Origin of the sequence: Bradyrhizobium sp. UNPF46, from assembly GCF_006658625.1 — a bacterium.
Taxonomy (GTDB): Bacteria; Pseudomonadota; Alphaproteobacteria; order Rhizobiales; family Xanthobacteraceae; genus Bradyrhizobium; species Bradyrhizobium nitroreducens.
The window spans coordinates 112,981-138,574 of sequence record NZ_LFJB01000026.1 but is presented as its reverse complement, the minus strand read 5'-3'; the positions used below and the strand labels follow the sequence as shown (position 1 = coordinate 138,574).

At 58.1% G+C, this 25,594-nt stretch carries 25 protein-coding genes; 13 read left to right on the top strand and 12 right to left on the bottom strand.

Annotation, left to right across the window (positions count from 1 at the left end):
• Positions 1-674: 674 nt before the first annotated feature.
• The 6 genes from UNPF46_RS11955 to UNPF46_RS11935 all read left to right on the top strand — a co-directional run bounded on the left by UNPF46_RS11955 (position 675) and on the right by UNPF46_RS11935 (position 7,745).
• Positions 675-2,789, top strand: a complete 2,115-nt coding sequence (locus UNPF46_RS11955) for a transglycosylase domain-containing protein (RefSeq protein WP_142250144.1) — start codon at positions 675-677, stop codon at positions 2,787-2,789.
• A gap of 2 nt (positions 2,790-2,791) precedes the next feature.
• Positions 2,792-4,324: a tetraspanin family protein gene (locus tag UNPF46_RS11950; protein WP_142250143.1), complete on the top strand. Its 1,533-nt coding sequence runs from the start codon at positions 2,792-2,794 to the stop codon at positions 4,322-4,324.
• Positions 4,325-4,614: 290 nt separating this feature from the next.
• Positions 4,615-6,183, top strand: a complete 1,569-nt coding sequence (locus UNPF46_RS11945) for a hypothetical protein (protein ID WP_142250142.1) — start codon at positions 4,615-4,617, stop codon at positions 6,181-6,183.
• Between the two features lie 625 nt (positions 6,184-6,808).
• Positions 6,809-7,009 (top strand): hypothetical protein, encoded by a 201-nt coding sequence (locus UNPF46_RS11940; RefSeq protein ID WP_142250141.1) that lies wholly within the window; start codon positions 6,809-6,811, stop codon positions 7,007-7,009.
• Positions 7,006-7,218, top strand: a complete 213-nt coding sequence (locus tag UNPF46_RS37430; protein ID WP_181769898.1) for a hypothetical protein — start codon at positions 7,006-7,008, stop codon at positions 7,216-7,218. Before UNPF46_RS11940 ends, UNPF46_RS37430 begins: the two co-directional genes overlap by 4 nt.
• A gap of 71 nt (positions 7,219-7,289) precedes the next feature.
• Positions 7,290-7,745: a GNAT family N-acetyltransferase gene (locus UNPF46_RS11935; protein WP_181769897.1), complete on the top strand. Its 456-nt coding sequence runs from the start codon at positions 7,290-7,292 to the stop codon at positions 7,743-7,745.
• Between the two features lie 204 nt (positions 7,746-7,949).
• On the opposite strand, the gene UNPF46_RS11930 is transcribed toward UNPF46_RS11935, so the two are convergent.
• The 4 genes from UNPF46_RS11930 to UNPF46_RS11915 are packed head-to-tail and all read right to left on the bottom strand — an operon-like array spanning position 7,950 to position 11,705.
• Positions 7,950-9,443: an asparagine synthase-related protein gene (locus tag UNPF46_RS11930; protein WP_181769896.1), complete on the bottom strand. Its 1,494-nt coding sequence runs from the start codon at positions 9,441-9,443 to the stop codon at positions 7,950-7,952.
• Positions 9,440-9,859 (bottom strand): hypothetical protein, encoded by a 420-nt coding sequence (locus UNPF46_RS11925; protein WP_142250138.1) that lies wholly within the window; start codon positions 9,857-9,859, stop codon positions 9,440-9,442. The genes UNPF46_RS11930 and UNPF46_RS11925 overlap by 4 nt, the downstream gene beginning before the upstream one ends.
• Complete coding sequence (locus UNPF46_RS11920) at positions 9,859-11,139, bottom strand: type IV secretory system conjugative DNA transfer family protein (RefSeq protein WP_142250137.1); 1,281 nt, start codon at positions 11,137-11,139, stop codon at positions 9,859-9,861. Before UNPF46_RS11920 ends, UNPF46_RS11925 begins: the two co-directional genes overlap by 1 nt.
• Positions 11,136-11,705 (bottom strand): hypothetical protein, encoded by a 570-nt coding sequence (locus tag UNPF46_RS11915; RefSeq protein ID WP_142250136.1) that lies wholly within the window; start codon positions 11,703-11,705, stop codon positions 11,136-11,138. The genes UNPF46_RS11920 and UNPF46_RS11915 overlap by 4 nt, the downstream gene beginning before the upstream one ends.
• Positions 11,706-12,132: 427 nt before the next feature.
• Here UNPF46_RS11915 and UNPF46_RS11910 point away from each other — a divergent pair, with 427 nt between their 5' ends.
• From UNPF46_RS11910 to mobQ, 3 genes are all read left to right on the top strand, one after another.
• Positions 12,133-12,984, top strand: coding sequence for a MobA/MobL family protein (locus UNPF46_RS11910; RefSeq protein ID WP_142250135.1), 852 nt, complete (start codon positions 12,133-12,135; stop codon positions 12,982-12,984).
• Between the two features lie 37 nt (positions 12,985-13,021).
• Positions 13,022-13,318 (top strand): hypothetical protein, encoded by a 297-nt coding sequence (locus UNPF46_RS11905; protein WP_142250134.1) that lies wholly within the window; start codon positions 13,022-13,024, stop codon positions 13,316-13,318.
• Positions 13,319-13,824: 506 nt separating this feature from the next.
• The gene (gene mobQ, locus UNPF46_RS11900; protein WP_142250133.1) at positions 13,825-14,985 is read left to right on the top strand and encodes a MobQ family relaxase; all 1,161 of its coding nucleotides are present in this window, start codon (positions 13,825-13,827) and stop codon (positions 14,983-14,985) included.
• A gap of 52 nt (positions 14,986-15,037) precedes the next feature.
• Here the strand turns inward: mobQ and UNPF46_RS11895 are convergent, their stop codons facing one another.
• The 4 genes from UNPF46_RS11895 to UNPF46_RS11880 form a co-directional block, all read right to left on the bottom strand.
• A complete protein-coding gene (locus UNPF46_RS11895) occupies positions 15,038-15,247 on the bottom strand; it encodes a hypothetical protein (protein ID WP_142250132.1) in 210 nt (69 codons plus the stop codon).
• Positions 15,248-15,363: 116 nt separating this feature from the next.
• Complete coding sequence (locus tag UNPF46_RS11890; protein WP_142250131.1) at positions 15,364-16,884, bottom strand: type IV secretory system conjugative DNA transfer family protein; 1,521 nt, start codon at positions 16,882-16,884, stop codon at positions 15,364-15,366.
• 279 nt (positions 16,885-17,163) lie between these two features.
• On the bottom strand, positions 17,164-17,418 hold the full coding sequence (locus tag UNPF46_RS11885) for a hypothetical protein (RefSeq protein WP_142250130.1): 255 nt from the start codon (positions 17,416-17,418) through the stop codon (positions 17,164-17,166).
• Between the two features lie 38 nt (positions 17,419-17,456).
• A complete protein-coding gene (locus UNPF46_RS11880) occupies positions 17,457-18,023 on the bottom strand; it encodes a recombinase family protein (protein WP_142250129.1) in 567 nt (188 codons plus the stop codon).
• A 277-nt stretch (positions 18,024-18,300) separates the two neighbouring features.
• On the opposite strand from UNPF46_RS11880, the gene UNPF46_RS11875 reads away from it, so the two are divergent.
• Entirely contained in the window at positions 18,301-18,585 is a 285-nt protein-coding gene (locus UNPF46_RS11875; protein ID WP_142250128.1) for a hypothetical protein, read from the top strand.
• Between the two features lie 97 nt (positions 18,586-18,682).
• Positions 18,683-18,934 (top strand): hypothetical protein, encoded by a 252-nt coding sequence (locus UNPF46_RS11870; protein ID WP_142250127.1) that lies wholly within the window; start codon positions 18,683-18,685, stop codon positions 18,932-18,934.
• 74 nt (positions 18,935-19,008) lie between these two features.
• Here the strand turns inward: UNPF46_RS11870 and UNPF46_RS11865 are convergent, their stop codons facing one another.
• Entirely contained in the window at positions 19,009-19,533 is a 525-nt protein-coding gene (locus UNPF46_RS11865; protein WP_142250126.1) for a hypothetical protein, read from the bottom strand.
• 278 nt (positions 19,534-19,811) lie between these two features.
• On the opposite strand from UNPF46_RS11865, the gene UNPF46_RS11860 reads away from it, so the two are divergent.
• Complete coding sequence (locus tag UNPF46_RS11860; RefSeq protein ID WP_142250125.1) at positions 19,812-20,675, top strand: ArdC family protein; 864 nt, start codon at positions 19,812-19,814, stop codon at positions 20,673-20,675.
• Between the two features lie 15 nt (positions 20,676-20,690).
• Here the strand turns inward: UNPF46_RS11860 and UNPF46_RS11855 are convergent, their stop codons facing one another.
• The 3 genes from UNPF46_RS11855 to UNPF46_RS11845 are packed head-to-tail and all read right to left on the bottom strand — an operon-like array spanning position 20,691 to position 24,045.
• Complete coding sequence (locus tag UNPF46_RS11855; RefSeq protein ID WP_142250124.1) at positions 20,691-21,602, bottom strand: plasmid partitioning protein RepB C-terminal domain-containing protein; 912 nt, start codon at positions 21,600-21,602, stop codon at positions 20,691-20,693.
• A 2-nt stretch (positions 21,603-21,604) separates the two neighbouring features.
• Entirely contained in the window at positions 21,605-22,483 is an 879-nt protein-coding gene (locus UNPF46_RS11850) for a plasmid partitioning protein RepB C-terminal domain-containing protein (protein WP_142250123.1), read from the bottom strand.
• Entirely contained in the window at positions 22,480-24,045 is a 1,566-nt protein-coding gene (locus UNPF46_RS11845; RefSeq protein WP_283811663.1) for a recombinase family protein, read from the bottom strand. The genes UNPF46_RS11850 and UNPF46_RS11845 overlap by 4 nt, the downstream gene beginning before the upstream one ends.
• 81 nt (positions 24,046-24,126) lie before the next feature.
• Between UNPF46_RS11845 and UNPF46_RS11840 the strand changes: the two genes are divergently transcribed.
• On the top strand, positions 24,127-24,528 hold the full coding sequence (locus UNPF46_RS11840) for a hypothetical protein (RefSeq protein ID WP_181769894.1): 402 nt from the start codon (positions 24,127-24,129) through the stop codon (positions 24,526-24,528).
• Positions 24,529-25,594 lie beyond the last annotated feature (1,066 nt).

Here is a 25,594-nt window from a genome sequence, read left to right as displayed (position 1 = left end):
CACTAGACTCTGGACCATCTCGCTCGACTCCCCTAATTTTTTCATCGATTCGGCGACCCTGGTTCAGCGTGTTCCCTGCCGCGGAATCGCGTTGACCCTGTCGCGGTTATCCCGTTTATTTCCTTGTATCTGAGCCGCGCGCAGGAAAATTGCTTTCGCGCTTGACACCTGCTTGAAAAAAGGTCAGCATTGCTGTCCTAATGTCTGTTAGGACGATCTTATAAGTTTTTACGTCTGCTGAGCTTGCGGCTTTATCGAGCGTTTCCAAACCGCCCGTTTTGTCGGCCGCAAAACACCACTGGGGAATGAGCACACTTTCCCCAGTGGACCTTTGAGGGGCCACGGTTGCGCTCGCGCACCGTGGCCTTTTCCATGAATTTTTTATTGCACGCATATCAGCCGCGAGATGACGCGACCTTGCGAGAAGTTCCGCGTCATGTAACAATATTAGGTAGAACGGGTTTGATAGAGCCTGATCTCCAAAGTGCTCGGCGAGCGTCCACAACTCGCATTGGCGATCCGAGGTTCTGACAAAACGGGAGGATCGCTATCCCTCCCACACATAAGACTTGAAGTGCGCATTCCGCGCGCTCGTTGGCTGTTGGGAGTTTGCACGTGCGCTTTTTCGCGCCCGCAACTGTTGCAGTCGTTCGTCTACAGGGAGGCATTTCATAATGCTTCGCCTGTTGCTTCTGGTTGTCTTGACCTCGATCACGCTCGCTGCAAGCGCTCTTTGGCTGTTCGTGGTGGTCGGCAGCTTCTGGGTGATGCTTCCGCTTCTTGCCGCGATGGGCTTGGTGTTCGCCGTGCTGCGTGTGTTCGGGCTTGCCATTATACCTGGCAGCGTCCTCGCCATTGTGGGAACGCTTTTTGCGATTGCCGTCGTCAGCTTCGCCATGTTCGCGCTGTTCAGCCTCATCGGCATCCAGTTCGGGCGGGGACTGCTGGCGCTGGACGACGAGGCAAGCGACATCCGCGCTCTCATCGACCGAAGCCGCGCTATCGAGCTGCATGATACGGAAGGTCGGTTGATCGGCATACTCCCAGCCAACCTCGACCCGGCTCGCACGACCGCCCCCTATCTCGCGGTCGACATCCGCGATGAAGAGGTCCCTCCCGTCTTCGCAACGTGCCTCGTCTTTCTCGAAGACCGATCCATTGGATCTTCTTGGCACGTGTTCGGCGTCGACTTCTACCGGATCGGCTCTTCGGTCGTTTCGCTCGGCGGAGCGGGCGGACGGCGCGGAGGATCGGGTCTTGCGGAAATGCTCGAGCGCTCGCTGCGGGTCAAAATGCCCAACCCGAAGGCGGGCTTCCTCACTGAATTCACGCGTAAGCTCGCAAGTTATCAGCGCTTGCCCGCCATCGAGGTCATCTTCCCGACTGAACGGGACATCATTCGTGGAGCGAGCATACACCTCCCGCTCGTCATCGGCGGTAGAAACTCGGGGTGGGGTGATGAGATCCGTGGCGTCGCATTGGCCGCGCTCTTCCTTGGGAAGCAAGTCGGCGAGCTCAGCCCGGCGGAACAAGCTCTCCTTGCTGCCGCGGTCAACCTGCCGTTGCGGGGCGGGTCAAATATCGACCCCGCGACTGAGACGACGTGGCAAAAGGCGCGTGAGCGCGCCAACAAGTGTCTGACGCAGGCTACTTTCCGCGAAACGTTCGATCCGCAAGGCGCTCGCGACGAGCTGCCTCGCATACGGCCGTCGCCGCGGTTTGCGACGATTTCCCCCGCGCGGGCGAGCACGGAGCGGCTCAGCGGGCAAACCGCAACCGTCGTTCGCGAGGTCGAGGCGATGGTCGGACCACAATGGAGCGAGCAGATCCGGCGGATTTCCTTGAATGGTGCCCAGGCTCCCAATTTGCGCGCCGATTTTCGCGAGGCTGCCCGCGAGGTTGAAAGCCGAAGCGGAGCAAATTTGAACGTACCGCTGTGGTCGGGCAATGATTCTGCGCTCATCTACGCAGCAGTTGTCGACTCCGCCGGGCATATCGTGGCCTCGGCATCAAACACTGACATCAATATCGCAAGCACGCCGCTGCCGATCGGCTCGACAGCCAAGATCGCAGGTGCCGTTGCCATCGCCGCCACGCTGCCCGATGTGCGTTCGATGCTCGGCGCGTATGCCCGGTCGAATAGTCCGGCGGTCGAGCGCATCCTCCTGCGCGTTCCCGAGAGCAACGTCGCCGGCGCCTTTGACGCCTTGGGGTGGGAACGGCCCAGCGGTCAATCCGCGCGGCGCCACGCCGCCTATGGCGCTGTCGAGGTTCCTCCCGTCAACGTGCTGCTGGCCTGCGTGGCGGTCACGGACCTGCTCTATATCGAAAGGCAATCGCCCGTCGAGCTGCAGCGTCTGGTCGCCTCGGTCGAGACTATCGAGGGGGAGCGTATAGGGCCGAAAGCCAAACGACTTGATACCACCCGCTTGGGCAGAATGTTGAATGCGCGCACGCGAGGAAAAGCAGCCACACTGCTCGCAGCTCCTCTTGGCCGCAATGGCACGATGAGACAGGTCGGAGTTTTCCTCTCGCAAAAGGGTGTTGCTCACGCCTGGGGAAAGTCCGGCACGGCTGACGCCTGGTCTCGTGCCGACGGGGCGAGCCGGGCGCCGACTCGTGCGCTTTGGCACGTCGGAGGATTTGAATACAGGGGGCGCCGACTGACGTTCCTTGTCGTGGTCGCGTCGCGCGACGGCCGGAAACCCTTGGGATTTGTACAGTCGCCGGCCCTCGCGCCGCTGACAATAGCCCTTCTTACCCAGGCACTACGTGCTGAAGAGGACTGATCATGATGCGCAACAAGCCCCGGAAACGCAGGACAGGTTTAGCGACCGCGATGGGCCGGTCCATCTTCGTCCTGTGCGCTGTCGCGCTCTTTGTCTTCACTGCCAACGGCATCGCAAGCTATCTTAAGCTCGACACGCTGACGGGGCAGGATTGGTGGATTGGATTCGGCAAAGCTGCCGGACCCGCTCTGATCGTCGTCGGGGTCTTAACTCTGGCGCTAGCCAGGTGGCATGAAAAGAAGTCCTTTTCGACCTTCTGCGTCCTTCTGTTCTGCTTCTTGGTCTCCTTCGCGGCGTCAATGAACTACTGGTTCAGGGCGATGCGAGGCGAAACCAAGACCATCGAAGTGTATGACACTCAGCGTAGCGAAGTCGTGAGACAGCTGTCGATCGCACGCGACCAAATGGGTCTCGTCGTCACTGATCTCGAGAAACTTGCTACGGAATCGAGTAACAAGCGTGACCTTGAGAAAACCAAGGGCAACACCTGCGAACGGCAGACCAAGCCGAAGCCCGGAGAGCGCTACCTCTTCAGAAAGGCCGATGCCGAACGCTTCGAGGGGATCAACGCGAGCATCAAGCACATCCCTACGCGGCTCCAGGACGAGATTACCTCGGTACAGAACGTTAAGCCGACGCCTGGGAAGGGATTCGCCACGAACCTTAACACGCTGAGATCCGCACTCAATACTCTGCAAAGTGCCCAATCGGACCTTGCCCTTGAGCAAGCCAGGAAAGACTTGGCGGGCCGAGTTGCCGAAGACGACAAACCTCGCAGCGAAGGCAAGGTCGTCTTCTATTGTCCAGACCTCTTCATTCGCGGCTTGGCGCAAGGAGCCGCGAAGCGCATCGAAGGCTTCCAGACTCTCAGGGCACCGGCAATCGAAGTGCCCGACTTTTCTCAGGCCGCCGACAGCATGCAAGTCTTCGCCATGGTGCTGGACAGGCCGAATTGGTTTAAGCCGGGCGGACTGTCAGTGAGCGACGTCATTGCGCTCATTATGGCGCTGACCATCGAGATCGGCATGGCTTCCACGGCCAGTGCCTTCAGCCGCCGTCTGGTCAGCGAGAGTGCCATTGATCGCTTGCCTGAGATCCTTGATCGCGATCCGGATTTTGCGATGGCCGTGGTCCGTACGCTCGCCGGCGATCCTGACCAGAAGGTTCGAGAGGTGATGGACCTCATCGAAAGCCACGAGAAACGGCTCTTTGGCTACCGCCGTCTGGTGGTGCTATACGGCAGCAAGGATGAAGGTGCACGGAAGCTCGCCTGGAACGCCTCTGCCATGCAGAAGATGGGACTGATTGAACCCGACTCATTCCTGTTCGCATCGCTCCGTCTTCGTGCGTCAATGCCCTATTTGTTCAAGCGCGGGGTCTACGACCGACTGGAAGTCTTCCGGATCAAGGACGATGCCTTCGACGAACTCCGCTTGCGGGAATTCGTAGTCCGCGTCAACGCCGAGGTTGCGCGGGTCAATGAGCCGCCTCAGCAGGACAACGAGCCGCCGCGCTGGCAGCAAGCAGCTGAATAGTTCCAACGGTGTCAGATTCAACAGCGCTTAGCTCGATTGCGAATATGACGAATGTGCTGCGCAAGCCGGGTCAAGGTCTCGGCTTGCGGCTCCGCGGAGTCACAGGTCTTCAGGTGTGTCTTCGTCAACCCGCCATCTTATGAGTGCAGCGATTGCTGCGGCCGCATTGCAGAAGGCGAATAGAAGACTAAGTTTTTCATAAAGCGACATCGCATTCTCTCCTACAGAGAGCCGAGGCTGCCAAAGTTCTGGTTTCGCTCGGTTCTGGCGTGCATGAGAGCTTTTTCGAAATGCCCGAGGAATCCGCAGAAGCCGACTTTGTTCATGTTGCAAAATTGCAGCGCCATCGCGATCCGGCTGCGGGTTCGGAGCTTGCTGGCCTGCTTCCGAAGATCATTAGATACCTCCTCGATACCGGGGAATATTCGTCGATTGACGATGCCGTAGGCAGTGCGATGGATCAGAGCGACTACGATGCCGTGGTAAACCACGGCGCGTCGTTGGCGAGAAACGACATCATCGCTCTGCTTAAGCGGATCGACGACTCCCAAGTCCGGCTTCACTTTTTCAATGAGGCTCGCGACGCATCTTTGATGCGCCGGGCTCGTCTGCAAAGATCATTTTCGTTTGTTTATGGTCTGTCGCCTTACGAAATTTACAGCAAGAGAATTCCCTTCAGAACGCTCAGCGCTTCAGACGACAGGGACGCCTTAGCGCAAGATTACTGGACTTCTCTGCTTTATCGAACGATGCATTCGCTCGATGTGCCAGTTACTCCCGTCACTGCATCAAACGTCGAATACTTGACGGAGCAACTGGTCGATAGACCAAGGCGCCGTCTCGGTGAGGCGGCGGCACTTAGGCACGCGATGATTCTTCTTTATGCTTATCGCTACAAGCAGTCTTTTACGGACGGCGATCTGTTACCTCTACTAAACGCAATTTTTGTCACTATCGACCTCGCAGCCCAGGTAAACGACATCTTTCTCCAGGGAAAGCTGATCGAGTTGCTCAGGAACGACGTGAGATGCCATCTCTCCGGTCCTCCAATGGATGTCTGCGATCGCATGATCAGCAGCACAGAATCTACGATAATCAGGCACGGCCTTCAATTTCGGCCTGGTTCTGAGGCGGCCCTCCGGAGTCATGCTTCGACGTTGAATGCGTTAGGCAAGCTAGACTCCGCTACGAGCGAACTTGGCTTCATCTCGGACAATCCTCGACTTGGCATGGCCTGGATGAGTACTTGTTTTCAGGGGATCCAGACATCCATGGCGGCCGGCTTGCCGCGATCCGAAGTAGACCGATTTGTAGCTCTCTACGATAAGACGGGAGAGAAGCTTGGGAAGCTCAATCTCGGATTCCGACCAATGAGCGAAACGCTGAAATCGCGGCCTTCCGATATTTACATGTCTGATCTTCAAACCGAGATGTCGATCCATAGACCGAATCCGACTCATTCCTTAGAGAGCCCGGAGGAAGAAGGAGCCTGGGGTTTTGATCCCGAAGGCGCGATCGCGATTTCATCCCAGGCGCTCAATGCGCTAGACCATATCTCAAAATCCGCTGACACCGCTGTCGCCAGTCTGCGAATGGGCTTGGCTGAGGCAATTCTCTGCCGAAATGTCCGCTGTCATGGACCACATAGCGCCCATAAATGGAATGATCGCGAGCGGCTGGAATATAAGACCGCGAGGGAGGCCGCAGTGAATGATTTTATGCAACTGAGTATGAAATGGAAGCTCCGCCGCCTTGCGCGTCTTGAGCTTGGCGGAGCTGGCGTTGTTGCCCCCCAATGGGGTATGACCGATCTCTTTCGAAAGAGTCGCCGAGCAGTAGGATACGCACAGCAGCAGTGACGTCTCGCCTCAAATTTCTGCGAAAGCTGAACCGGTGAAATCTAGTTGACGACAATGGCTCCGGGCGCTTCCACGCAGGGCATCTAGCCAAGGCTCCAATCGCTCCTTTTTCGTCCAGTATATATGCTCGCGAACATCGTGACGGACTGCTCGCGGATTGTTAAGTCGATGCGCCAGGCAAAATGCCTTCCTGCGTCAGCTCGACGCCGGTCACCAGGCAATGCACGCACCTCTCGATATTTGGCTTCTTCGCCATTGGCTCGAACCTCGTTGCGTTAGCCACCACCGTATAGCATGCGTGCTAACGTTGTATCTCCGATGCCATTCCCTAGGGCAAGCTAAGTGGCTTCCGAGCCATCTCCTCCTCACCTCCAACAACAAAACACATTCTGGCGTGTTCCTATTGCGTCTCAAGCCCATCTCCCGTTGCGCGTCTAACCCCAATGCACGGCCAGGAGGACGGGTAAACTAGGCCCGAGGCGCGTCAGCGCAAGGCATCCAACCGTTTCCCAAGGGGAGCCCGCGGCCGGACCCTCCGTTGCGCCGCCGCTATCTCCTCGTTCCTTGAGATTTCCCGTCCGGCCGCGATTGGCGCAGCCGGCAAAACCAAACGGGAGATCGTCAAATGAAACGCAACGAAAAGAACCAGCGCCCACACGGAGTCTTTGTGGTCGAAGGTGAAGGCGACAAGGCCTTCTGGACCAAGATCGGCGCCGCATGGCCGCACGAAGACGGTAAGGGCTTCAACCTTCAGCTCAGCTGCCTGCCCCTGGATGGCCGCCTGGTCGTCCGCGAGCCGAAGACCGAGAAGGAGACGGGGCGATGAGCCCCGTTACCTCTTCCCGCTTCCTGGTCAAATGCTTTGACTACGAGGAATGGGCAATCGTCGTCGAGGCGACGAGCCGCGAGGATGCGATCCGCAAAGCCGAAGCCATCTACCTCACCGACAGTCTCGGCATCATGGGCAGCTTCGAGTTGCTCAGCCGCGACGTCGGTTGGAGCGCAAGACGCCTCGTGCAGGACGTGCAATCATGAACTGCCTATCCAGGAAGTCCGCAATACTGCAAGCTGGCAGACCACCGTGCCCTTATGGTAATGTTGCGGCCATGCAAGACGACCAGCTTGGCATAGAATTCCATCCGATGACTCGCATCGAGGTGAAGCAGTATTTGAACTGGTTTACCGATCCGGTCATCAGCGCGAGGATGTTCCGCCCGACAGAAACTTGGGTGGGATACGTGCTAGATGGCGAAAGACCGTTGGCGTGGGTGGCGTATGTCGGCAACGCTATGGTTGGGCACATTCAGGTCGAATATTATCCAGAGGACGTTTGCTCCATCGCCCTTGCCGTTGATCCGTCGCTCAAAAGACAGGGGTTGGGCGCCAAGGTCTTAACCAAGTTTGTGCGAGAATATCTAAGTTCACTCCGCGTCGAGGCATTCATCGAAGCGGATAATGTGGCCAGTCGAAAAACGTTTGAGAAGGCGGGCTTCAGACAGACGACAAGCGCTCCGGATGAGGATGGGATGTTGAAATACGTATTCCCAGGCGCCTCTCAATAGGTGGATATTATTGGGTGCGAAACCTGTAAGCCAAAAGAGCCCATTGATGCAGGATGCGGACAAACAACGAGAGAGGATTCTTCCGCCTCTCGTAGAGACTAGGTCCGCCCTTTACACCCCGCTGAAATTCGCCATCCCCAGGAACACTTTTCTTGCCCATCGACGTCTCCCTTTCAATGTACACGTTATGATAGCACTTTCTCACTAGGTAGCAACTTGGTGACCTCTGGCTAGTGCTTGTTGGAGCCACCGCTCTATGGCGAGGACAGTTGGCCGAAATTCCTCGGCTGCCGGCGCGGCATAAGCGGTCCGATCGACAATGCCGAGTTCGAACACAAGTCTGATCTTGTCGCTATCGGGCGCAGGCTGTTTTGCAATGGATTCCCGGAACGTTGCTTTCTGGTGCGGCAGTGCTGGCCATATCCTTTCCGGGATCAGGGCCAAAACTGCCGCTTTGCGTTGATGGTAAGAGGTTGCGTGGCTTGCCGAAAAGCGCTCGTGGACGGGCAGGCCAAGTGCACTCGGAAGGAATGTCGACGTCAAAAATGGATACTCTATCGCGAGCGACGACGAACTAACCGGAAGTTCGAGAGGAAAGAGGGTATCGTAGGCGTCGGCCGAAGCCCAATCGTCAAAAGTAGCTTCATGATGATCAATCAGCGCCTTGTAGTGCATTTGCTCCCAATCCTCACACAATTGTCGAAGTGGGGCCGTTAGCACTTCCTTGGGCGATACTTCGTGCATTTGTGGATAGTTGGTAGCCATGTACAGCAGGTTACGGTAGCGCCTTGGAAGCGGCAGGCTAAGCAAATGCAAGGCCTCACATATTGGGCCGTACCAGCCGTTTTCGCAGACCAGCCTCGTGTACCTCCAGGCTCGGCGTGCAGAATCAGTAAGGTGAGGCAGTAGGTAACGCGGACTGCCGAGCGCCTCATCAGCACCGGCCCCGGCTAACACCACGTCTACCCCGAGTTCCTGGGCTGCATGCATCAACCCGGCCGTGGACCACGGCATCGCTTGGAGGCATGGTCCTCTTGGGTCCCATTCGGGTTCGCAAATCTGCGTCGTAGCGACGTGGACTACTTTGTCCGAAATTGCAGCCGCGAGCCTTGAGGCCGAGGCGGCTATCGCGTTGCCGTCATCCGTTATCTGTTCCGAAGTCAGTGCATAGATTGGCACGGCCTTTTCTTGAGCCAATTTTGTCGCCGCGCAAAGTACAGCTGTTGAATCCAGGCCGCCGGAGAACGCCACCGCGATACCATTCGCATGGCGAGTGAGGTCATGGACCGATTGCAAGAAAGTAGCAGCAAGATCGGGACGCCCTTGCAGGCAATCGTCAGAACCTTTGATGCGCGGATGCCAAGTGAATGCGGACCGTTCGCAGCTTATTCCTTCCCATGGAGGGATAGGTACAAAATCACCAAAGTATGCAGGACTGCTAAGCAGCAGAGCTAGAGCTTTAGTTGAGACGCGCGACTCGGGTGTTAATAGCTCGAGGATATCTTCGGAGCGCCGTCCTGAAGCGGTCACGTAAGCCGGCGAAAATGGATAAATGGATTGCCGTGAGCCTGCTGTGTTGGCCATGCTCTTCAATCTGTATATCGCCACCAGTGGATGTGCTGGAGAAAGAATGAAGTCTGATCGACTGAAAACAAAAGGGCTGGAAATGAGAAGCCGGGCTTCGGACAGAACGATCATTGCATCGGGATGTAACAGTCCGCTTCGAAACCGTTGGCGGGTCGCCAGTTGCCGAAGTAGAAAAATTGGCATTGCCAGTAGTTTACGTTCCTGGAGATCATGCCCTTGAACAGGACTGTGGCTTGGCCTGATTGCTCAACAACGATGCCAGTCATCACTTCGTATTCGCGCGGCCGACTGACAAACTTCTTATGGGCCGCGATGAATGCCTGATCGAGATCGGTCGCTTTGAATTTCACTTTTTCGGGACTGCGTCCATCCATCCTAGGCTTAAATTCGATGAGGACTTCGCCGGGAAAAAGCACGACCTCTTCGCGCCTGGGCTGAGGAGCTGGATCCGATGCCGGTGGCGAGGAAGGAGGAACCGGTTTTTCGTTGCCGGCAAAGAGATTCAAAACCTTCGAGAAGAAAGACATCAAGCTGCTCCATTTTCTGGTGTGTCGCCGGGTGTTGTCGACAAGCGGAAATCAGCCCGCCCAAACCTGTCCTCTAACAGTTTGTCCTCGAAGGCCTTGATTGCCTTCAGTCGGGCGGGGCGCCGGCCGCCTTCAAGGACGATGACTCTATCTTTGTAGTCAGGTCCCATGAGTTCTTGCGGCGTTGCAAGCGGCTTCTCGGCGCTGGAAAACAGTCCGCGTGTGCCGCCGAGTTCTTTTGACAGCTCGTGCGCGAGGGGGCCGGTCGGCTCGATGAAGCATCTTGCCGCCATGAGATCGAGGATACGCTCTGCATCACCGTATGCCTGTTCAATCTGGGTCTTGCCCTGAGCGAAGAGCCAGAGACGAAGACCGGACTGACGGCCGAGTGCAAGCATTTGCTCAATTTCCTGCATGAAGCCGAGCTGGGGGAATTCATCGAGGAAGAAGGTGACCGGGGAGAGGTCCCACTGGTCGCGGGCATCGCGAATGGAATAGAAGATGTGGCCGAGCAGCGCCCTGATGAGCGGGCGATAGCTCTCTAGCTCCTCTGGAGTCACACACAGGTAGAGCGTGCCATTGCCGGGCCGGAGGCCGATAAAATCAATGGTGGTTTCGCCAATGATTGGCTCCAGGGCCGGCGAGCCCCAGATCTCCACGTGGCGCAGCACGGTGTCGTAGAGGTTGGAGCGGGTCTCCTCGTCGGCGTTCTGCAACTGGTTGCCGACGCGCACAAGGCTGCGGATGCCGCAGCCTTGCAGGAAGCCGATCTGCATCTCCAACTGCTTCTTTGACGGGGAGAACCAGTCCACAACCGCCGACATGTCCCGGCGTCCCTGGTAGCGGTGCAGGCATACGTCGTACAGCGCGGCATGAAGCAGTTGCGCCGCGCGGCCTTCCCAAAATCCTTTCGCTGATTTTGAATCCGTGGGTACCATCAGTAGCGGCAGCAGCCGGCTGATGGCCGAGTATGCCTCGACCGGGTCGGAAGGTATCGTATCGAGGGGATTGAAGCAGACGGTGTTGTCACGATCTCCCGGCTTAAAGAGCTGGACCGGTCCTACGTTCTGCGCGCGCCACCTGCTCGTAAGGTCGAACAGCTCGGGCTTGACGTCCAGGACGATGGCCGGTGCGCTGAGCCGAAGCAGATTGCGGACCACATGTGCCTGGCTCTTTCCGCGTCCCGGCCGGGCGATGGTGATGAGGCTTTCGCTGCCGTCGAAGAAGTAATCCTCGCCGGAGTGTTCGAATACGCCAAGAGAGAGGGGCGCGCTGCTCATCTGGATGTTGCCCAACCGCCGCCCGAGCCTGAGTTCAACTGACGGCGTGCCCACTCGGCCATGCCCGTGTCGGGGAAGTGCTCCACGTAGATATTGACCATATCGACCGCCTCGGAGAAGGCGTTGTCGAAATGTGGCGTGAAGTGGAAGAGGCACTTTTCCTGCAAACTCGCGCGGTTCTCTTCGAACCAGCTTCCGCCGGAACGTGCCTGTTCGTACTCGACCGCGGCTTTGCTATCGCCGTTCATGACGGCCATATAAAATTGGCCCAAGAACTTCTCGTAGCTACCTTCGCTTTCGTCGATCAGTGGCCTGATGAGCGATGCGTAGTCCAGCATTCGTAGCCACTTCAGGACGAAGAGATGGCGCGCGGGGAGCGTGCCGATGGCGCGCCTGAGGATCATTTGGTGAAAGAATAGCTGGACGCCGCGATCTTCGAGATAGACCAGCGTCGTCGCCTCTTCTGATAGCTCCTTCTCCACATAGTCCACCACATGGTGGTGCAGGGAGCCCGGGATTTCCTTCTCCTGGTGGAGCGGTGCGAGCAGCAGTTCCGCGCGAGGCATTGGCGCTCCGAGAGGCTTGCAGGATGAGGGAAGGCTGACACTGACATAAGGAGAGGCCGGGATGCGCGTCGAGCGAACCCGGATTGCGGTGAGAGCTATCGCTAAATCGGCCGGCTCTCGGAAGTTAAGTCCAATGCTCTCTGGGTACGACGCAAGTTGCCGAACGGCAGCGGTGCCAAGACCATGACAATCCCCCAACCCCTGATTGAACCCAGCATAATTCAACAGTGTGGTCAGGCCTCGTCAAGGTGCGTGGCAAGCTGGGGATGGCGGATTTTTAGGCTTCTGCGGGCCGGGACGGGGGGCGGAGAATTTTCGCGTCCAGCGGGAGGAGGGGGCTTGCCAGTCGACGGGCGGAGACTAAACTTGCGGTAGTGCGCACTTATGGGTTTTCAGGGAAAACCCGGCGCGAGTACCCGAGGTGTTGATGGCTATTTACAGCCTGCATCACAGCTCGATTGGCAAGTCCACCCAGGACGAGCCGTACACCGCCGCTGCGCATATCCGATACATTACGCGGGCCAGAGCCCTGGGCCGGGTTGACGGCGAGCGCATGCCGACTCAGGCCGAACAGGCCATAGGGTATCTGCGCAAGGCCGAGGACACCAGCCGCAAGAACGCCCGCGTCATCGACAAGGTCATGTTGGCGCTGCCTAAGGAGTTGAACGCGGAGCAGCGGGCGGCGCTGGTGCGCTCGTTCGCCGAGGACCTGACCAAGGGTCGCGCCCCATGGCTGGCGGCCTTCCACGATAAGGGCAAGGACGCGAAGAACCCTCATTGCCACCTCGTCATTCGCGACCGCGATCCCAAAACCGACAAGCGCGTCATTGGCATGAGCGAGGTCGGCTCGACGGAGCGGCTGCGGAAGGCATGGGAGAAGCATGCCAACCTCGCCCTTGAAGCCGCCGGCATTGATGCACGGATTGATAGGCGGACGCTCGAAGCGCAGGGTATCAAGCGGCAGCCGACCATTCATGAGGGAGTCAGGGCGCGGCGGATGAGCAGGGAAGGGCGTACGCCGCATTCGCGGCGGCGCTCCTTTCGTAATCGGCCGCGAACGCGCAGCAAGAGCCGTGTCGTGGATTACCGGAAGCTTGATAAGGGCATGAGCCGGACTGCATACAATCGACGAATTCAGTTGGCCCATGATACCGATGAGGCGCGGTGGGCCGCCATCGACGCCGACAGGCAGGCGCGGGAGATCGAGCATCTTCGAGGCATTCACCGCCCTGATCTGGACCACGGGAGAGCACGAGGGTTTAAGCGAAAGCTTGAATGATGTTGGCGACCGGAGGACTTCGTCGTACGATTCAGACGTGGACGATTTGGAAACCGGCTTCTCACTCATGCAAAAACGCCAGCTGTTGCAGTTGAAGAAGTGGCTCGAAAGGCAACGTGCCTACAAGGAAAAGATTGAATGGCTCGAAGGTATTCTTGCCGATCAGGGCCGCAGCGAAGATCATAAACGCGCTCTGAATGTGCTGGAAGACTACAAGCGGCGGCTGGCCAACGCCAATGAAGCTATCGACCTTAGCATTCACGTCCTTGGACTCATCGATAAGACATTCGATCTTGAGAAACAGCTTGCCGAAATATTGGAAGATCAGCTTTAGGGAAGTGTATGAGTGAGGAGGAAGACCGTGATCGCCACCGCGAGTTATCCAATCTGCGGTGGGAGATTCACAAGCTGAAGACAACGGAAGCAGCGTTAGAGGAGCGTTTGTCGCAGGCTCCGCCAGAGGCAGTTGAACGACTCCGCGAGCAGCTCGGGGGCTGCAAGAAGGAAATCATGCTGGCGACCGCTAGATTTACCTACCTGGAAAAGCTGGATGTCCAGTCCGTCAAGAGTCGCCACGAGGAGGATGAGCTTCAGCTAGAGCGAAAGCCAACGAAGCCTCGTCGGTAAGTGATTGTCAGTCATCCGTTGTTATTCAAGTAGCTGAACTTTTCTTTGTTTTTCAGCCCAAACAAATGGTGGAGTTACCGCAGAAGAGCAACGCTTGGCGCGTTGGAGAATAGTTGGGTGGGGAAGGGCGCACTTATACATCGCTGCGCGACATAGGTGCACGGCCGACACAGCGGCCGTAAGGTGTCGCTAACGCGACAGGTCTTGGGGGAAATGGCTTCGTATCACCTTTCAGCACAACCGGTGAAACGTTCCGAGGGGCGCTCGGTGGTGGCCATGGCGGCCTATCGGGCCGGAGCTTTGTTGAAGGACGAGCGGCGCGGCGTCGATGCGGACTATCGGCGACGCAGGGGCGTTGTGCATGCGGAGATCATGGCTCCTGACGATGCAGCGGACTGGATGTTTGATCGGGAGCAGCTCTGGAATGCCGTGGAGCGGATGGAGAAGCGCAGGGATGCGCAGCTGGCCCGCGAGATCAACATGGCGTTGCCTCATGAACTCAGCGATGAGGAGCGTCTGGAGTTGGTCCGTTCGTTCGTGAGGCAGGAGTTTGTGAAGCTGGGGATGGTCGCCGATTTTGCGATCCATGCGCCTGTGCCCGAGAAAGGGGATGATCCGCGCAACCATCATGTGCATGTGTTGCTGACCATGCGCCAGGCCGGCGGCGGAGGACTGCGGCGGGTCAAGACACGGGGCTGGAACAGCGAAGACATGCTCGCAAAATGGCGCAAGGCCTGGGCGGAGCATCAAAACCGCGTGCTGAAGCGGGCCGGTCATGCTGCGCGGGTTGATCACCGAAAGCTGTCAGTTCAACGTGCAGAGGCGGTTTGGTCTGGCAACCGTCGACTTGCGGCTGAGCTGTCGCGTAAGCCTGAAATCCACATTGGCCCGAAGGTCAGGAATGCGGGCAGTCTCAAGCCGGAGAGTCGGGTCCGTGTGGTAGGGCCGAAGCGAAGGAAAGACGCAAGGCAGGCTCCGGTTCTGCGCGAGGTGAACTATCCCCAGTTTGACCAGGGCAGCCGTGCGCAGTGGGTCATGAGCCGACTCACGAGCAATGCGCGCTCATTCCAGAAGATGTCCGCCAAGGCCGAGCGACATGCCGCGCGGCTGCGGCAACGGCGAGTGTATTATCAGAGGCTCGCCGAGGAGGGTGAAGATGAGACGCGGGATGAATTTATTGCGAAGCGCGAGCATGCCCGGCAGCGGTTGATCGAGATCGCCTACTGGCTGGGAGAACTGGACCTGCTCTTCCTTGCGTTGCTCGGAATTCGCGAGAGTCAGTTGGTGCGCCGCTCCATATGGGCTAACCGGCTCGGAAGGTGGCAGGCGCGTGATCTGGCCTCCGGCAGGGTCAGGCTATGGATGCCGGAATGACGACGATGCCGGGTTCACTGAACCCGGCACCATCTCGTTTCCAAGGGCGCGATTACGCCCGTGTGAGAGTTCGCCTGGTGGCGTTGGCTTTCGCCGTGTCGAAGATCCCGGTCAGTTCGTCTCCCGTGAAGTTATTCTGTGCCGCTGCTGCCTTGTAGGCTTCGAGGCGGCGGTCGATCACTTCGGCGGGGAGGATTCTGATGAACGGCGCCTTGCCGTGGGAGCGCCGGTCGCCATTCAGCGGAAGGTTCAGGATTTTCATGTGCACACCAAAAGGTGGCATATCTTGCGCGGCCCATAGGGCAGCAGAGCAATGATCAAGATAAGCCAATACGCTCCCAGGCTTATCGTTGACCGCGCAAATCCTTCTCCTGACACTCAAGAAACCGCAGTCTCTGGCGGTTTTGCAGGAGATGGGCGTGGTGGCCACGAGTCGTACTTGCCGCGCCAGCGCAGGCTAAGCCAAGAGCGGTAGTTGACCTTGCGGGCAAGTACCGGGTGGCGGAGGATATCGCTGCGGTAGATGACAACCGCGTACCTGCCGGGCAACCGCATCACCTCCGATGGGTCTAATAGCCAGCGTCCCGTTTCGGATTGGCCAAGCGAGTGGTGTTGGCGGATAGGGTCGATGTTGCTGTGCGAGGTGCCTTGGTTTCGGGAGAGGGATGTGGTCTGCCCCACGATCTCCGATACGAATTTGGCAGCGTCCAGGTCGCTTACGTTGAAGAATACCTTGCAGGCGGCGTTGGCGAGAAATGACCCGGCGCGGCGGTAGATGGCGCGGAGTTGGTTCATGTCTTGGAAGACGAGCAGCGGCGTGCAGTAGGCGCGTAAATAGCCGACCCCTCGTTCCAGTGGCTCGAGGTTGCCAAGGGCGGCGGCTTCATCGAGCAGCAGGAGAACCTTGCGCTTGGGGCGCGGCAGGTTTTTGGCGCGCGTGAGCGCATTGAGGACGCTGCCGACCATCACGCGGAGGAAGCCTGCGTAGATGTCGAGCTTTTCCTCATCGACGACCAGGTAGAGCGTCTTAACCTCGGTAACCAAGTTGCCGAGCTTGAAATCAGAGTACCGGCTGATCTCGCCAGCAGGGCCTCCGCCCGTCCAGACGCGGGTGGCCTTCTCGGTGTTGGACAGGATGCTCCTGAACTCTTCGCTGCCGTCCATGGAAAGGAAGCTGGCAGCGATTTCGGCGGCGGCCCTCGGCCCCGAGACGCTGATCGACTGTAAGAGGTCCTTCAGGGATTCTGGAGGCAGGGTGGACAGTGTCCGGACTTGCGCGAGATTCCGCTGTTCGGGCGGCAGTCGCATGACGTGAAGGATGATGCACGCGAGAAGGCCCTCCGTCTTGGCGTCCCAGTGGCTGGTCTTCTCATCCGGAATGATCATGAGGCGTGCGAGCGCCTCCGCATCGTCCCGCTCGTGGAAAGTGCCGGCGCGGATCATATCGAGCGGATTGAAGTGGTCCGAGCGGTGCGGGTCCGTGGTATCCAGCGCGCGGACCCTGCCGAGCGTCTCTCTTCTACGTCGCGTGATTGCGCTGTTTTCTCCCTTGATGTCGGTGCAGACGATTGAGCCGCGATAATCAAGCAGGTTGGGGATGACGATCCCGACGCCCTTGCCGGCGCCCATCGGGGCGAACACGGCAATCATGCCGTCTTTGTTGAAGCGCAAAAAAGAACGGCCTACTCGGCCGACGATGGGTCCAGATCCTCGGCGCGCCCCCGACCAGAACAATTCCCATCGGCTGGAGAAGCGGGCGGAGCCGAGTGCGCCACCAGGATTGAAGCCAGACCATCGGTGAAGCGTATGAAGAACCTTTAGAGTGCAAAGAGATGCCCAGAGCAGAAGGCGCACCGCCAGCACGGCGGCTCGCAACAGCCACAGCAGTATGTGCACCATATGGTCAGTGTCGCATTTGTCCTGGCGCGGAGCCAAGAGTGCAACGCGCACAACCGAGCTAAGCCTGTGAAAGATGGTTGGGCATTAGAGAATTGACCTATGTCTGACATCGGTTCGCGCGGCCCCATCACCACGTCAAGGGTAGGACGAGCGGCAGGCCGCCCTTGACGTGGCGCCGTGTCCGGCGCAGATGGGCTGCCATGGCCAATGCCCACGTATGGGCATGGCCCGTGCGACAGAGCCGCTACCAAGCGCCAGGACACGTCTTGCAGTCTTTGCCTAGTGGCGCCTCGTGCGGCTGGTGAGGGGATCAGACTTCTCGTCGAGGACCTTCAGTACCTCGCCAACCTTCAGCCCAATGCTCTTGATCGAAGCTGCGTCAATCTCGCCGTTGATCACTGCGGCGTCGCTATTGGCGGCCTCCAATGCAGACTGCACGGCCTGGTTCGGATCGTCGACTGCCACCGCATACATTTCATGGCCGATATCGCCGTTATCCCTGACAACGGCGACTGTCACCATCCATCCCGTCATTGAACCGTCCCTCAGACTTCCGTTCGATCCCGCGCCTTTTACCCATTGCTGCTGGTCGACTTCAACCGGGATATGGTGGAGCAACTGACGTTGTAGGTCCTGGCAATGGCCTCCTGTGTTTCTCCCGCTAGGCGTCTCGTCAATGCGGCTTCGCGCTGCGCCATAGTGAGTTTCGGCTTGCGTCCGAATCTAACGCCGTTCTGTCGGGCGCGCTCGCGTCCGGCACCGGTGCGGCGAATGATGTCTTCGCGGGTCTTGCGGGCGATGTAACCCACAAGGGCTGCCAGCACCTCACCAAGTTCATGCGTTGTATCCGCCCAAGGCTCGGCCAGGGATTTGTAGGCGGCCCCACGCGAGGTGATCTCGGCCAGGATGCTCAGCATCTTGAAGGGACCGCCGCGCGTCAGGCGATCGAGGGCCGAGACAATCACGACATCGCCAGGCCGCAGTCTCCGAAGGAGCTGGGAGAGCACGCGGCGATTGTCTTTGGTGCCGCTTTCCTTTTCGCAAAACACCCTCTGGCACCCGGCGGCGTCGAGTTGGGCGAGCTGGATGTCCAGCTCTTGGCTGCTGGTGCTGACACGGGCGTACCCGTACACGCGCATGGGGTTCCGTTGTCCGCTTGCAAAACTCCTGATTTTTGCAAGCCCCCTTCCCTTGTGAACGGAGCAAATTCGGCGGTTCGAATTTACTGAATCTTTTCGTGAGGTTGCGCGTTTCATGAAACTAAGTGAGCCGTTTCCTGTTTTTCCCTAGCGTGCGCTTTTCGAGCGCATGCGTAAATCAGGATTTTCGCGCATGTAATCCCCGCGACTAGCGTCTGCTTATCGCAAGCAGCGCGCTGGTTTGCAGAGTCATGTCTCGCTCTTGGGGAAGCGCGAAATGAAGCCACTTCAGAAAATCACGCCGCCTGCTCGCCATCGTTTACGCACGATCGCCCGCACGCTCATCGGGATCGGATTGGCCTCAATCCTGGCCGGCTGTGGCGGGCCCTCGCGAGACGACGTCGTGAGCGCGACCGGTCATCCCGGCATCCGCGACCTGAGCTGCGCGCCAGCCAATGGCCAACCGGGCTACGTGTGCACCTACTTCGATACCAGCATTACCGTCACGGCTCGCTTCGTGAAGCTCGATAACGGCCGGTGGGACGTGATCTACGCGCGCTGACCTCGCACAGCATGGGAGGGCCAGCGGATGTAGATGCCGTCAGAGAACGATCCACCCAAAGCACCCTCAATCTTTCCGAACTTCTCAGGAGTCTTTGATGAGACTGAAAGCGAACGCCTTTGCGAAGGTAGCGAAGTTGACTTTGTGCGCCACGTTCGTCCTTACCGCTCAAGCTGCGTCGGCAAGGGTTCTCGATGAAGAGCCCGCGCCCGGCATGCTCAAGCCGGGTCAAAAGGTTTACGTCAGATGCGGTCAGGGCATGGCCATGCTGGTGACCGGTGGCAACAACATGAAGGGCGGCAAGGGCGCGGGGCGTCAGCATGGGCCGTGCGTACCTTTCAAGGGCTAGCAGCTACCTGACGCCTTCGAATGGACTGGCGCCGGACTTCGTATCTGGCGCCTTTTTCGTTGATGCCCAGTTATCTAATCACCGTTACCCCTACGGTCCTTGTTCCACTCCCCGATCTCGGCTCTCGTCTTGACTGCTCTCACGGCCAACGCCGTCGCTATCATAAAGGGCCCATAGAAGTCAGGTATGTTGGGCTTGTTTTCTACTATGTCCAGACGATTGATTGATACGAGCAGGCCGACCGCTGCGAGCATCAGGTAGACGTAATCCATCTCCTTAGCCCACTTCTCTCCCCGCCATCTGGTTAGAACGCCTGAAAGCGCCAAGACAATCTCGCTGCACACCAAAAAAAGATAACCGGCGAAGACCAGCGTCACGGCGGCGAGATCCCGGAAGCCCACCTTGGGCATTCGAGCCCATTGATCGAAGTAGATCACGAAATAGCCCGCGTAGACCACGAACAGCACGCACTCGACTGCAATGGTGAATTTCCCTCGCGGAGCTATGCCACCGAAATGCAGCAGATAGAGAGCGCCAAGTCCAAACAGCACATTTCCGAGGTGGTACGTCCCTTCGGTAATATCCGGAAGCCAGCCCAAGCAATTTCCCTCCTGTCCACACCCCAAATGTAATTTCTGCCCCGCACTCTGCAAGCGCATCCGCGATTGACTCTGCGTTGCCGCTGCAATTTCGGCGTTTCCCAGTACGTCTCTCCTGAGCGTCCCCCAGCCATGCTCATCGGCTGACCTGACGCAGATTTCCGTCCGCCGCAAGGGGCAAGCCCTCGCGCAGGCGCGCCCTTACGGGTGCGGCGTCCGTCTCTCCGCGTCTCTCCGGTCGCCGGCACGGCCGGTGGCCGCAAACAAGGAGAGACGACATGAGCAAGGAACGCTTCGACATCCATCAGCATCTGACCGATCGCATCATTGCGGCGATCGAGGCCGGCGCAGGCCAGTGGCAAATGCCCTGGCATCGCGGCAGCGGCGGGCGCGCACCCGTCAATATCTCCTCCGGTAACGCCTACCGGGGCGTCAACGTCCTCGCCCTCTGGGTCGAGGCCCAGGTCAACGGCTACGGCTCGCACCTCTGGGGCACGTTCCGCCAGTGGGCCGACAAGGGCGCCAGCGTCCGCAAGGGCCAGAAGGCCTCCTACGTCGTTTTCTACAAGGAGATCGAGGTCGCGTCCGACGAAGGTAGTGAAGACGAACGCAAGAGCCGCCTGTTCGCCCGAGCGACCCCTGTGTTCAACGCCGACCAGGTTGAAGGCCTCGAACAAGCCCCAGTGGCTGCCGTCAATGAGTTGCCGGATGTCGACGGGTTCATTGCCCGCACGGGAGCCGCAATCGTCCATGGTGGACACCGTGCCTGCTTCATCCCTAAGCTGGACGAGATCCATATGCCGCCGCGTGAACTCTTCACCGGGTCGGTGACGTCAACGGCCACCGAGGCCTACTATTCGACGCTGCTCCACGAGTTGACCCATTGGACCGGCCCCGCTCATCGTTGCGACCGTGACCTGTCGGGACGCTTCGGTACCGAGGCCTACGCGATGGAAGAGCTGGTCGCCGAGCTTGGCGCCGCGTTCCTTTGCGCCGAGCTTGGAATTGCGGTTGAGCCGCGTGCCGACCATGCGCAATACCTCGCGCATTGGCTGGACGTGCTGAAGGCCGACAAGCGGGCCATCTTCACCGCCGCGTCCAAGGCGGGCGAAGCGGTTGCGTTCCTGAAACGCGGGGAATAGTCGACGTCCCGTACATTAGCCAGCGACGGCCTCCGGTACGGGATTGTCCAGCGAAGTCACAGAAACGATCGATCTGAATTCTTTCAAGATCTCCGGGTGATTTTGATCAAGGTACCGCTCGACCTTCCTGTTGCCGATGAGTTTCGAGATGTACCCGCAGGCGATGACCAAATGGAGGACGTCTTCCCCATACGAGGTCTCAACCGCCTTGAAGTCCTGTTGAAGGGTGGACATTTCGCGCTCCATACGCGCCATTTGCTCCGGGGTCATCCCGTCGATTCGTTTTGTCCGTTCTGGTTTGGCCAGATCGCCCTGCTTGGTTGCTGCAAGAAGAGCCCGTGCGTATCCGATGGTGAAGTTCGATGCTGATAGCATCAACTCCGCCACTTCGACCTGACGCATCGCGCCCATCTTGCGGAGCACATCGAAGGCTACCGTGCTGACCATCTTATCCTTCAGCATCTCAATCACGTCGGGGCTGATGCCATCGAGGAGGGCGCGCCGCCGCTTGATATGCAAGATATTGACGTCGAGCGCTTTCGCCAGCTTTTCCTCTGATACGCCCCGCGCGAGCGCCCGCACGATCATGAAGTATTCTTGGATCGTCGCGAGATGGTTGATCCGCTTGTTATATGTGAAAGTCTCGTCGTCATGAGACAAAATGCAGCGGACGCTTATCTCTCCAGCATCCATCAACGCCGCGCGGCGCCAGTGTCCGTCCAATAACAAATACTTGCCTTGCTGGTCGGGGTCCTTCGAGACGACGAGCGGTTCGATGAGCCCGACCTCGGCGATCGATTGAGCTACTCTCTTGTATCGAACGAGCTTCTTCGTCTCGTCGGATACTTGCTTGAGAGGCAAGATCGCCTCAAAGGGAAGGACGACAATGTCTTGCTCAAAGGCAATTCTTACCTCGGCCGTATCCATTGCTAGTCTCCAGCGCTCTTCACCCGTTCCGCGATTGGTCGAGGAAGTGTGTGTAGTTCTTCCATGTGCAGCAGCTTGAGGAATTGTGTCTCGGCCATCAGCATCCGCAGCGCGTTGACCACAAACAGCAGGCGGCCTTGGGCCAGTCCTGCCTTCTTCACTAGCATTTTCTGTCGATCGGCCTCTTTCCGAAATGCCCGAACCAGCGCGCCCGACGTTACGCGTTTACCCTGCGGCCGTGGCCCCGTCGTGGTTCTGGCTTTGCCAAGGAGATTGCGCTGTTCAATTATCTTCCGGATCGCTAGGACTTGATTGCCTGGAATAGCATTAGCTTCGTAGGCCTCCGCGAGTGCCTTCTGGACGTCTCCGTCCTTGGCTTTCGAGATCTCCATGGCTATGGTGTGGGGAATAATCCCTTTCTCGACCGCCGCGAGCAGGCGCTGTTCCCCGTTCTCCAGAAGAGAGCAGATTGCGTAGACGTACTCCGGGCTAAAGTCGATCTTGGCCGCAATCTGGGACGTCGAATAGCCGCGCTGCTTGAGATTCCCAATCTCGGAGACAAGCTCGAGTGGAGAATGGTGCCGGCGCGCGAGATTTTCAACGAGGCTCATCACGAAGCAATCCTCTTCGGATGCTTCGACGATGATGGCCGGAATTTCCTTTTGTCCCAGCGCGACGAAGGCTTCCAGACGCCCCTGACCGCAGACTAGGTCAAAGCCGTGGCCGTTGCGCCGACTAACCGTGATAGGCTTTTTCAGTCCTAGGTGCGCGATGCTGGTCACCAGTTCGCCGAATATCCTCTTGTTCCGAGAGCGAGGGTTGATCACCCTAATGTCTGCAACGGAGATTTTGACGATCTCGGGAGTCGATTCATTGGTCATGCGGCGACTCCAAGTTCGTTCCGTGCGCTAAGATAGAAGAAGGCGTCTAGGTCGTCGAAACGATAGGCGTCCAAATAGATGCCGTTTTCCTCGACCAGACGCAGGTTTTCCGTCGACATATCAATGCTGGGAAGCAGGTAATAGTCGAGAATGTGCTCGTTGCTTCCGTCCATCCGGATCGCGATTGTGATGTCGGGGCGTAAACTGGTATCGAGCCGCAGCTTCCAACGCAGGAGGCCCGCTTGCGTATGCAGGCAACGCGCAATGATGATGGAGGCGGTAAACTCACCGTTGATCGTCAGGATATCGGTCAGCTCATCGAACTCGACCGTTCCGCCTGCCTCTCGGATTCCAGCTATGGCTTTGGCAAGCACATCGGGAAACATCGTTCGCAGCGCCCGGTTCGTTTCGATGTATTGGTAGTCGCGCCCTGGCTCGTATCCAACGAGCTGGTAAGCCCGGACGAGGCTTCCAAATCGCGTTCGGTAGGCGGAGCTGGATGGCATGTCATCTATTTCATCGATGACGAGCCCCGATAGATGCCCCGTTTGTCGAAGGAGGGACGTAAGGCGCTCCAGCATCTCTTGATCCGTGAGGCGCTTGCTTCTTTCATCAATGATGCGTTTGGCGGCTAGAAAGAAGTCGCTGTCTACGACGGTATCGAACACATGATCAGCGCGAATCCACATCTCCGGCGGATTGACGACCCGTTTCTGCTTCAGCTTGAAAGAAATGCGGTTGTAGACGTTGTTGCCGACGTATTTTTCATTGGTGAGAATTTGATGGATCGTTCCTCGACTCCAAGGGCGGCCGAATTCGTTGAGAATCCCCTCCTGATTAAGCATCGCGGCAATTTCCGCCTCTGACTTTAGCTGGAGGACGAAGGAACGGTAGATGCGCTGAACGATCTCTACCTCTTGGCGGGGACCTGGCTTCAAAATGACCCGATCCGTTTGCAGGCTCTTATACTCACCGGGCGCAAGGCTGGCCTTGGGAGCCCGATGTTCGTCGATGAGTTGACGCCGCAGGCCGTAGCCCGGGGAGCCCCCCTGTCGGAACCCGAGGCCGATCAATCTGCATTGCCCCGCAAAGACTTTGGCTGAGAGTTCCCGGCTATACTCGCCGGCCATGGCACGTTTCATACTCTTGATTATCGTGGACGAGAGGCTGCCGTCGTTTTCAAACTGCTCGGCGCAATACTGCACCCTGATGCCTGCCTCCTTGCAGGTGTATTCGTAATAAGCGCTCTCATCAGCGTCCGGAAAGCGGCCCCAGCGGCTCACGTCGTAGACAAGAATGACACTGAAGTCGGCTCGATGATTCCTAACATCGTCAATGAGTTGCCTTAGAGCGTCGCGGCCTTCTATGCGTAAGCCACTTCGTCCCTGATCCTCGTAGGTACGCACGATCGTGAGGTCGCGGCGCGCGGCATAGGCGGCGATCGCGTCCTTCTGGTTCTCTGTCGAATACTTTTGGTGGTCCGTAGACATGCGCACATATTGCGCCGCCCGTGCCGGGCCTTTGGATGGCTCTTCGGCGTTTGCTGGTTTTGCACGTCGCACGGGAGAACTACTCGGTCATTGATCAACCTGAATTCGGGTTGATGATCGCGGATAGTAAAGCGTACCCAAGGGAGTGCTGGAATGTCGCCTCCGAAAAAGGACCGAAAGATTCAAGCAATTCCAGTCAACTCTTACGAAACTCCACGCACTGATATTGGAAGCGCTGATTTCGCTCGTGCGATTGCTGATGCACTTCGCAAAGAATTCGGCGGCACGCACGCCGCAGTTAAGACAGTGGTCGCACTGACCAAGGCCAATGAGCGAGCTGTCAAGAATTGGTTCTCAGCTAAGAATGGCCCGACAGGTCGACATCTTGTGGATCTCGTCAGAACCTCCGACGAAGTTCTGGAGGCGGTATTGCGCATGTCCGGGCGAAGCGACCTGATCTTGGCGAAGAAGCTGAGCGATTCAAGGCAGATCTTGCTCAGGATGCTCCGCTTGATAGCTGAGCTACAGGGAAAGCCTCAAGGCAAGATCGGATGACCTCGGACGAAGAGAGTCAGGCCACTCAGGGCGCCGGCTAACTGGCATGCCTCGACGAGGTTCGTGCCCGCAGGAGGATTGATGCGATCTGCTTGCGATCAAGGCCGATAGGCTGGTCCGTGTTGAGAACCACGAAGCACGGCCCGCTAGCCTCGCCCTCTTTAGCTTCTGTCGAATTTTGAGGTGTCATTTGCTAACGCGCGACTTCAATGGAGCGGCCACGCAGCGATTAACGAGACGGCTTGACCGTCCGAGAGTCTAACGTCGGAATCCGGGATTTTAGCATTGGGATCGGGGTTCGTCTGCGGCGTGGCTGCGCGCGTTGCCCTCGTTCAAGCACGGCGTAACCAAGTCCTGTCAGGCGATAACAGGGTTTGGGATGGTTTCGGTATTGCGGGTTATCGACAATCTCAAGCAGGCCACGTTCCAGAAGCCAAGCGGCGATGGTGTCACCGACGCCCGGATGTTGAGCGGTAGGTTCGCCATAGCTGAATGCGGTGCGAAACGAAGTGAGGCCTTTCCAATAGTGGCCGGTAACGTCATCATGCGTAATGTCAAACATCAGGTTTCCCCGCGATTCTCTCTGGTTGGATGTTAGCGGAAGAGAACGCCCATGCGAATGGAGTTCGAAGCCGATCTTTGTCGGATCAAGGTGCACAGAGAGATGTCCGGTTTTCCTGAAATCGGATGCGCTTCGAGCGTAAGGCGTGCGGTCTACGGCAGAGGGTAGACGGAGTGCGAACGCGGCGTTTGCATTCCTTACAACTTAGCATTGCAGCGAGGTCGAAAGTCGGCATAATCGGCTTCGGCTCGATTGGCGTGGGGGCGCGCAATGATCCGAAGGTTCGCAATTGCTGCGTTCGTTGCGGCGTTAGGCGGCTGCGCGTCAAAACCTCCTCCACCGGCAGCGCTTCCGACGGTCGCGCTTGTTGGTACGCTTGATCTCAGCAAGCCCGGTATCGGCATTCATATTGCGGACGAACCTGGGGTAATTTCGTGCGATACGCACTATGACAAAGGAAAATTGCCTGAAACGCTCTCTCTGCCGCTGACGTGTGCTGATGCA

What these genes read in the sequence shown, in the direction of transcription:
- UNPF46_RS11855 (WP_142250124.1), bottom strand. Translation starts at nt 21,602, where the DNA reads ATGGATACGGCCGAGGTAAGAATTGCCTTTGAGCAAGACATTGTCGTC.
- UNPF46_RS11875 (WP_142250128.1), top strand. Translation starts at nt 18,301, where the DNA reads ATGAAGCCACTTCAGAAAATCACGCCGCCTGCTCGCCATCGTTTACGC.
- UNPF46_RS11915 (WP_142250136.1), bottom strand. Translation starts at nt 11,705, where the DNA reads ATGCCTCGCGCGGAACTGCTGCTCGCACCGCTCCACCAGGAGAAGGAA.
- UNPF46_RS11885 (WP_142250130.1), bottom strand. Translation starts at nt 17,418, where the DNA reads ATGACGGGATGGATGGTGACAGTCGCCGTTGTCAGGGATAACGGCGAT.
- UNPF46_RS11925 (WP_142250138.1), bottom strand. Translation starts at nt 9,859, where the DNA reads ATGTCTTTCTTCTCGAAGGTTTTGAATCTCTTTGCCGGCAACGAAAAA.
- UNPF46_RS11870 (WP_142250127.1), top strand. Translation starts at nt 18,683, where the DNA reads ATGAGACTGAAAGCGAACGCCTTTGCGAAGGTAGCGAAGTTGACTTTG.
- UNPF46_RS11880 (WP_142250129.1), bottom strand. Translation starts at nt 18,023, where the DNA reads ATGCGCGTGTACGGGTACGCCCGTGTCAGCACCAGCAGCCAAGAGCTG.
- UNPF46_RS11910 (WP_142250135.1), top strand. Translation starts at nt 12,133, where the DNA reads ATGGCTATTTACAGCCTGCATCACAGCTCGATTGGCAAGTCCACCCAG.
- UNPF46_RS11850 (WP_142250123.1), bottom strand. Translation starts at nt 22,483, where the DNA reads ATGACCAATGAATCGACTCCCGAGATCGTCAAAATCTCCGTTGCAGAC.
- mobQ (WP_142250133.1), top strand. Translation starts at nt 13,825, where the DNA reads ATGGCTTCGTATCACCTTTCAGCACAACCGGTGAAACGTTCCGAGGGG.
- UNPF46_RS37430 (WP_181769898.1), top strand. Translation starts at nt 7,006, where the DNA reads ATGAGCCCCGTTACCTCTTCCCGCTTCCTGGTCAAATGCTTTGACTAC.
- UNPF46_RS11955 (WP_142250144.1), top strand. Translation starts at nt 675, where the DNA reads ATGCTTCGCCTGTTGCTTCTGGTTGTCTTGACCTCGATCACGCTCGCT.
- UNPF46_RS11945 (WP_142250142.1), top strand. Translation starts at nt 4,615, where the DNA reads ATGCCCGAGGAATCCGCAGAAGCCGACTTTGTTCATGTTGCAAAATTG.
- UNPF46_RS11930 (WP_181769896.1), bottom strand. Translation starts at nt 9,443, where the DNA reads ATGATCGTTCTGTCCGAAGCCCGGCTTCTCATTTCCAGCCCTTTTGTT.
- UNPF46_RS11860 (WP_142250125.1), top strand. Translation starts at nt 19,812, where the DNA reads ATGAGCAAGGAACGCTTCGACATCCATCAGCATCTGACCGATCGCATC.
- UNPF46_RS11950 (WP_142250143.1), top strand. Translation starts at nt 2,792, where the DNA reads ATGATGCGCAACAAGCCCCGGAAACGCAGGACAGGTTTAGCGACCGCG.
- UNPF46_RS11895 (WP_142250132.1), bottom strand. Translation starts at nt 15,247, where the DNA reads ATGAAAATCCTGAACCTTCCGCTGAATGGCGACCGGCGCTCCCACGGC.
- UNPF46_RS11840 (WP_181769894.1), top strand. Translation starts at nt 24,127, where the DNA reads ATGTCGCCTCCGAAAAAGGACCGAAAGATTCAAGCAATTCCAGTCAAC.
- UNPF46_RS11940 (WP_142250141.1), top strand. Translation starts at nt 6,809, where the DNA reads ATGAAACGCAACGAAAAGAACCAGCGCCCACACGGAGTCTTTGTGGTC.
- UNPF46_RS11935 (WP_181769897.1), top strand. Translation starts at nt 7,290, where the DNA reads ATGCAAGACGACCAGCTTGGCATAGAATTCCATCCGATGACTCGCATC.
- UNPF46_RS11890 (WP_142250131.1), bottom strand. Translation starts at nt 16,884, where the DNA reads ATGGTGCACATACTGCTGTGGCTGTTGCGAGCCGCCGTGCTGGCGGTG.
- UNPF46_RS11920 (WP_142250137.1), bottom strand. Translation starts at nt 11,139, where the DNA reads ATGAGCAGCGCGCCCCTCTCTCTTGGCGTATTCGAACACTCCGGCGAG.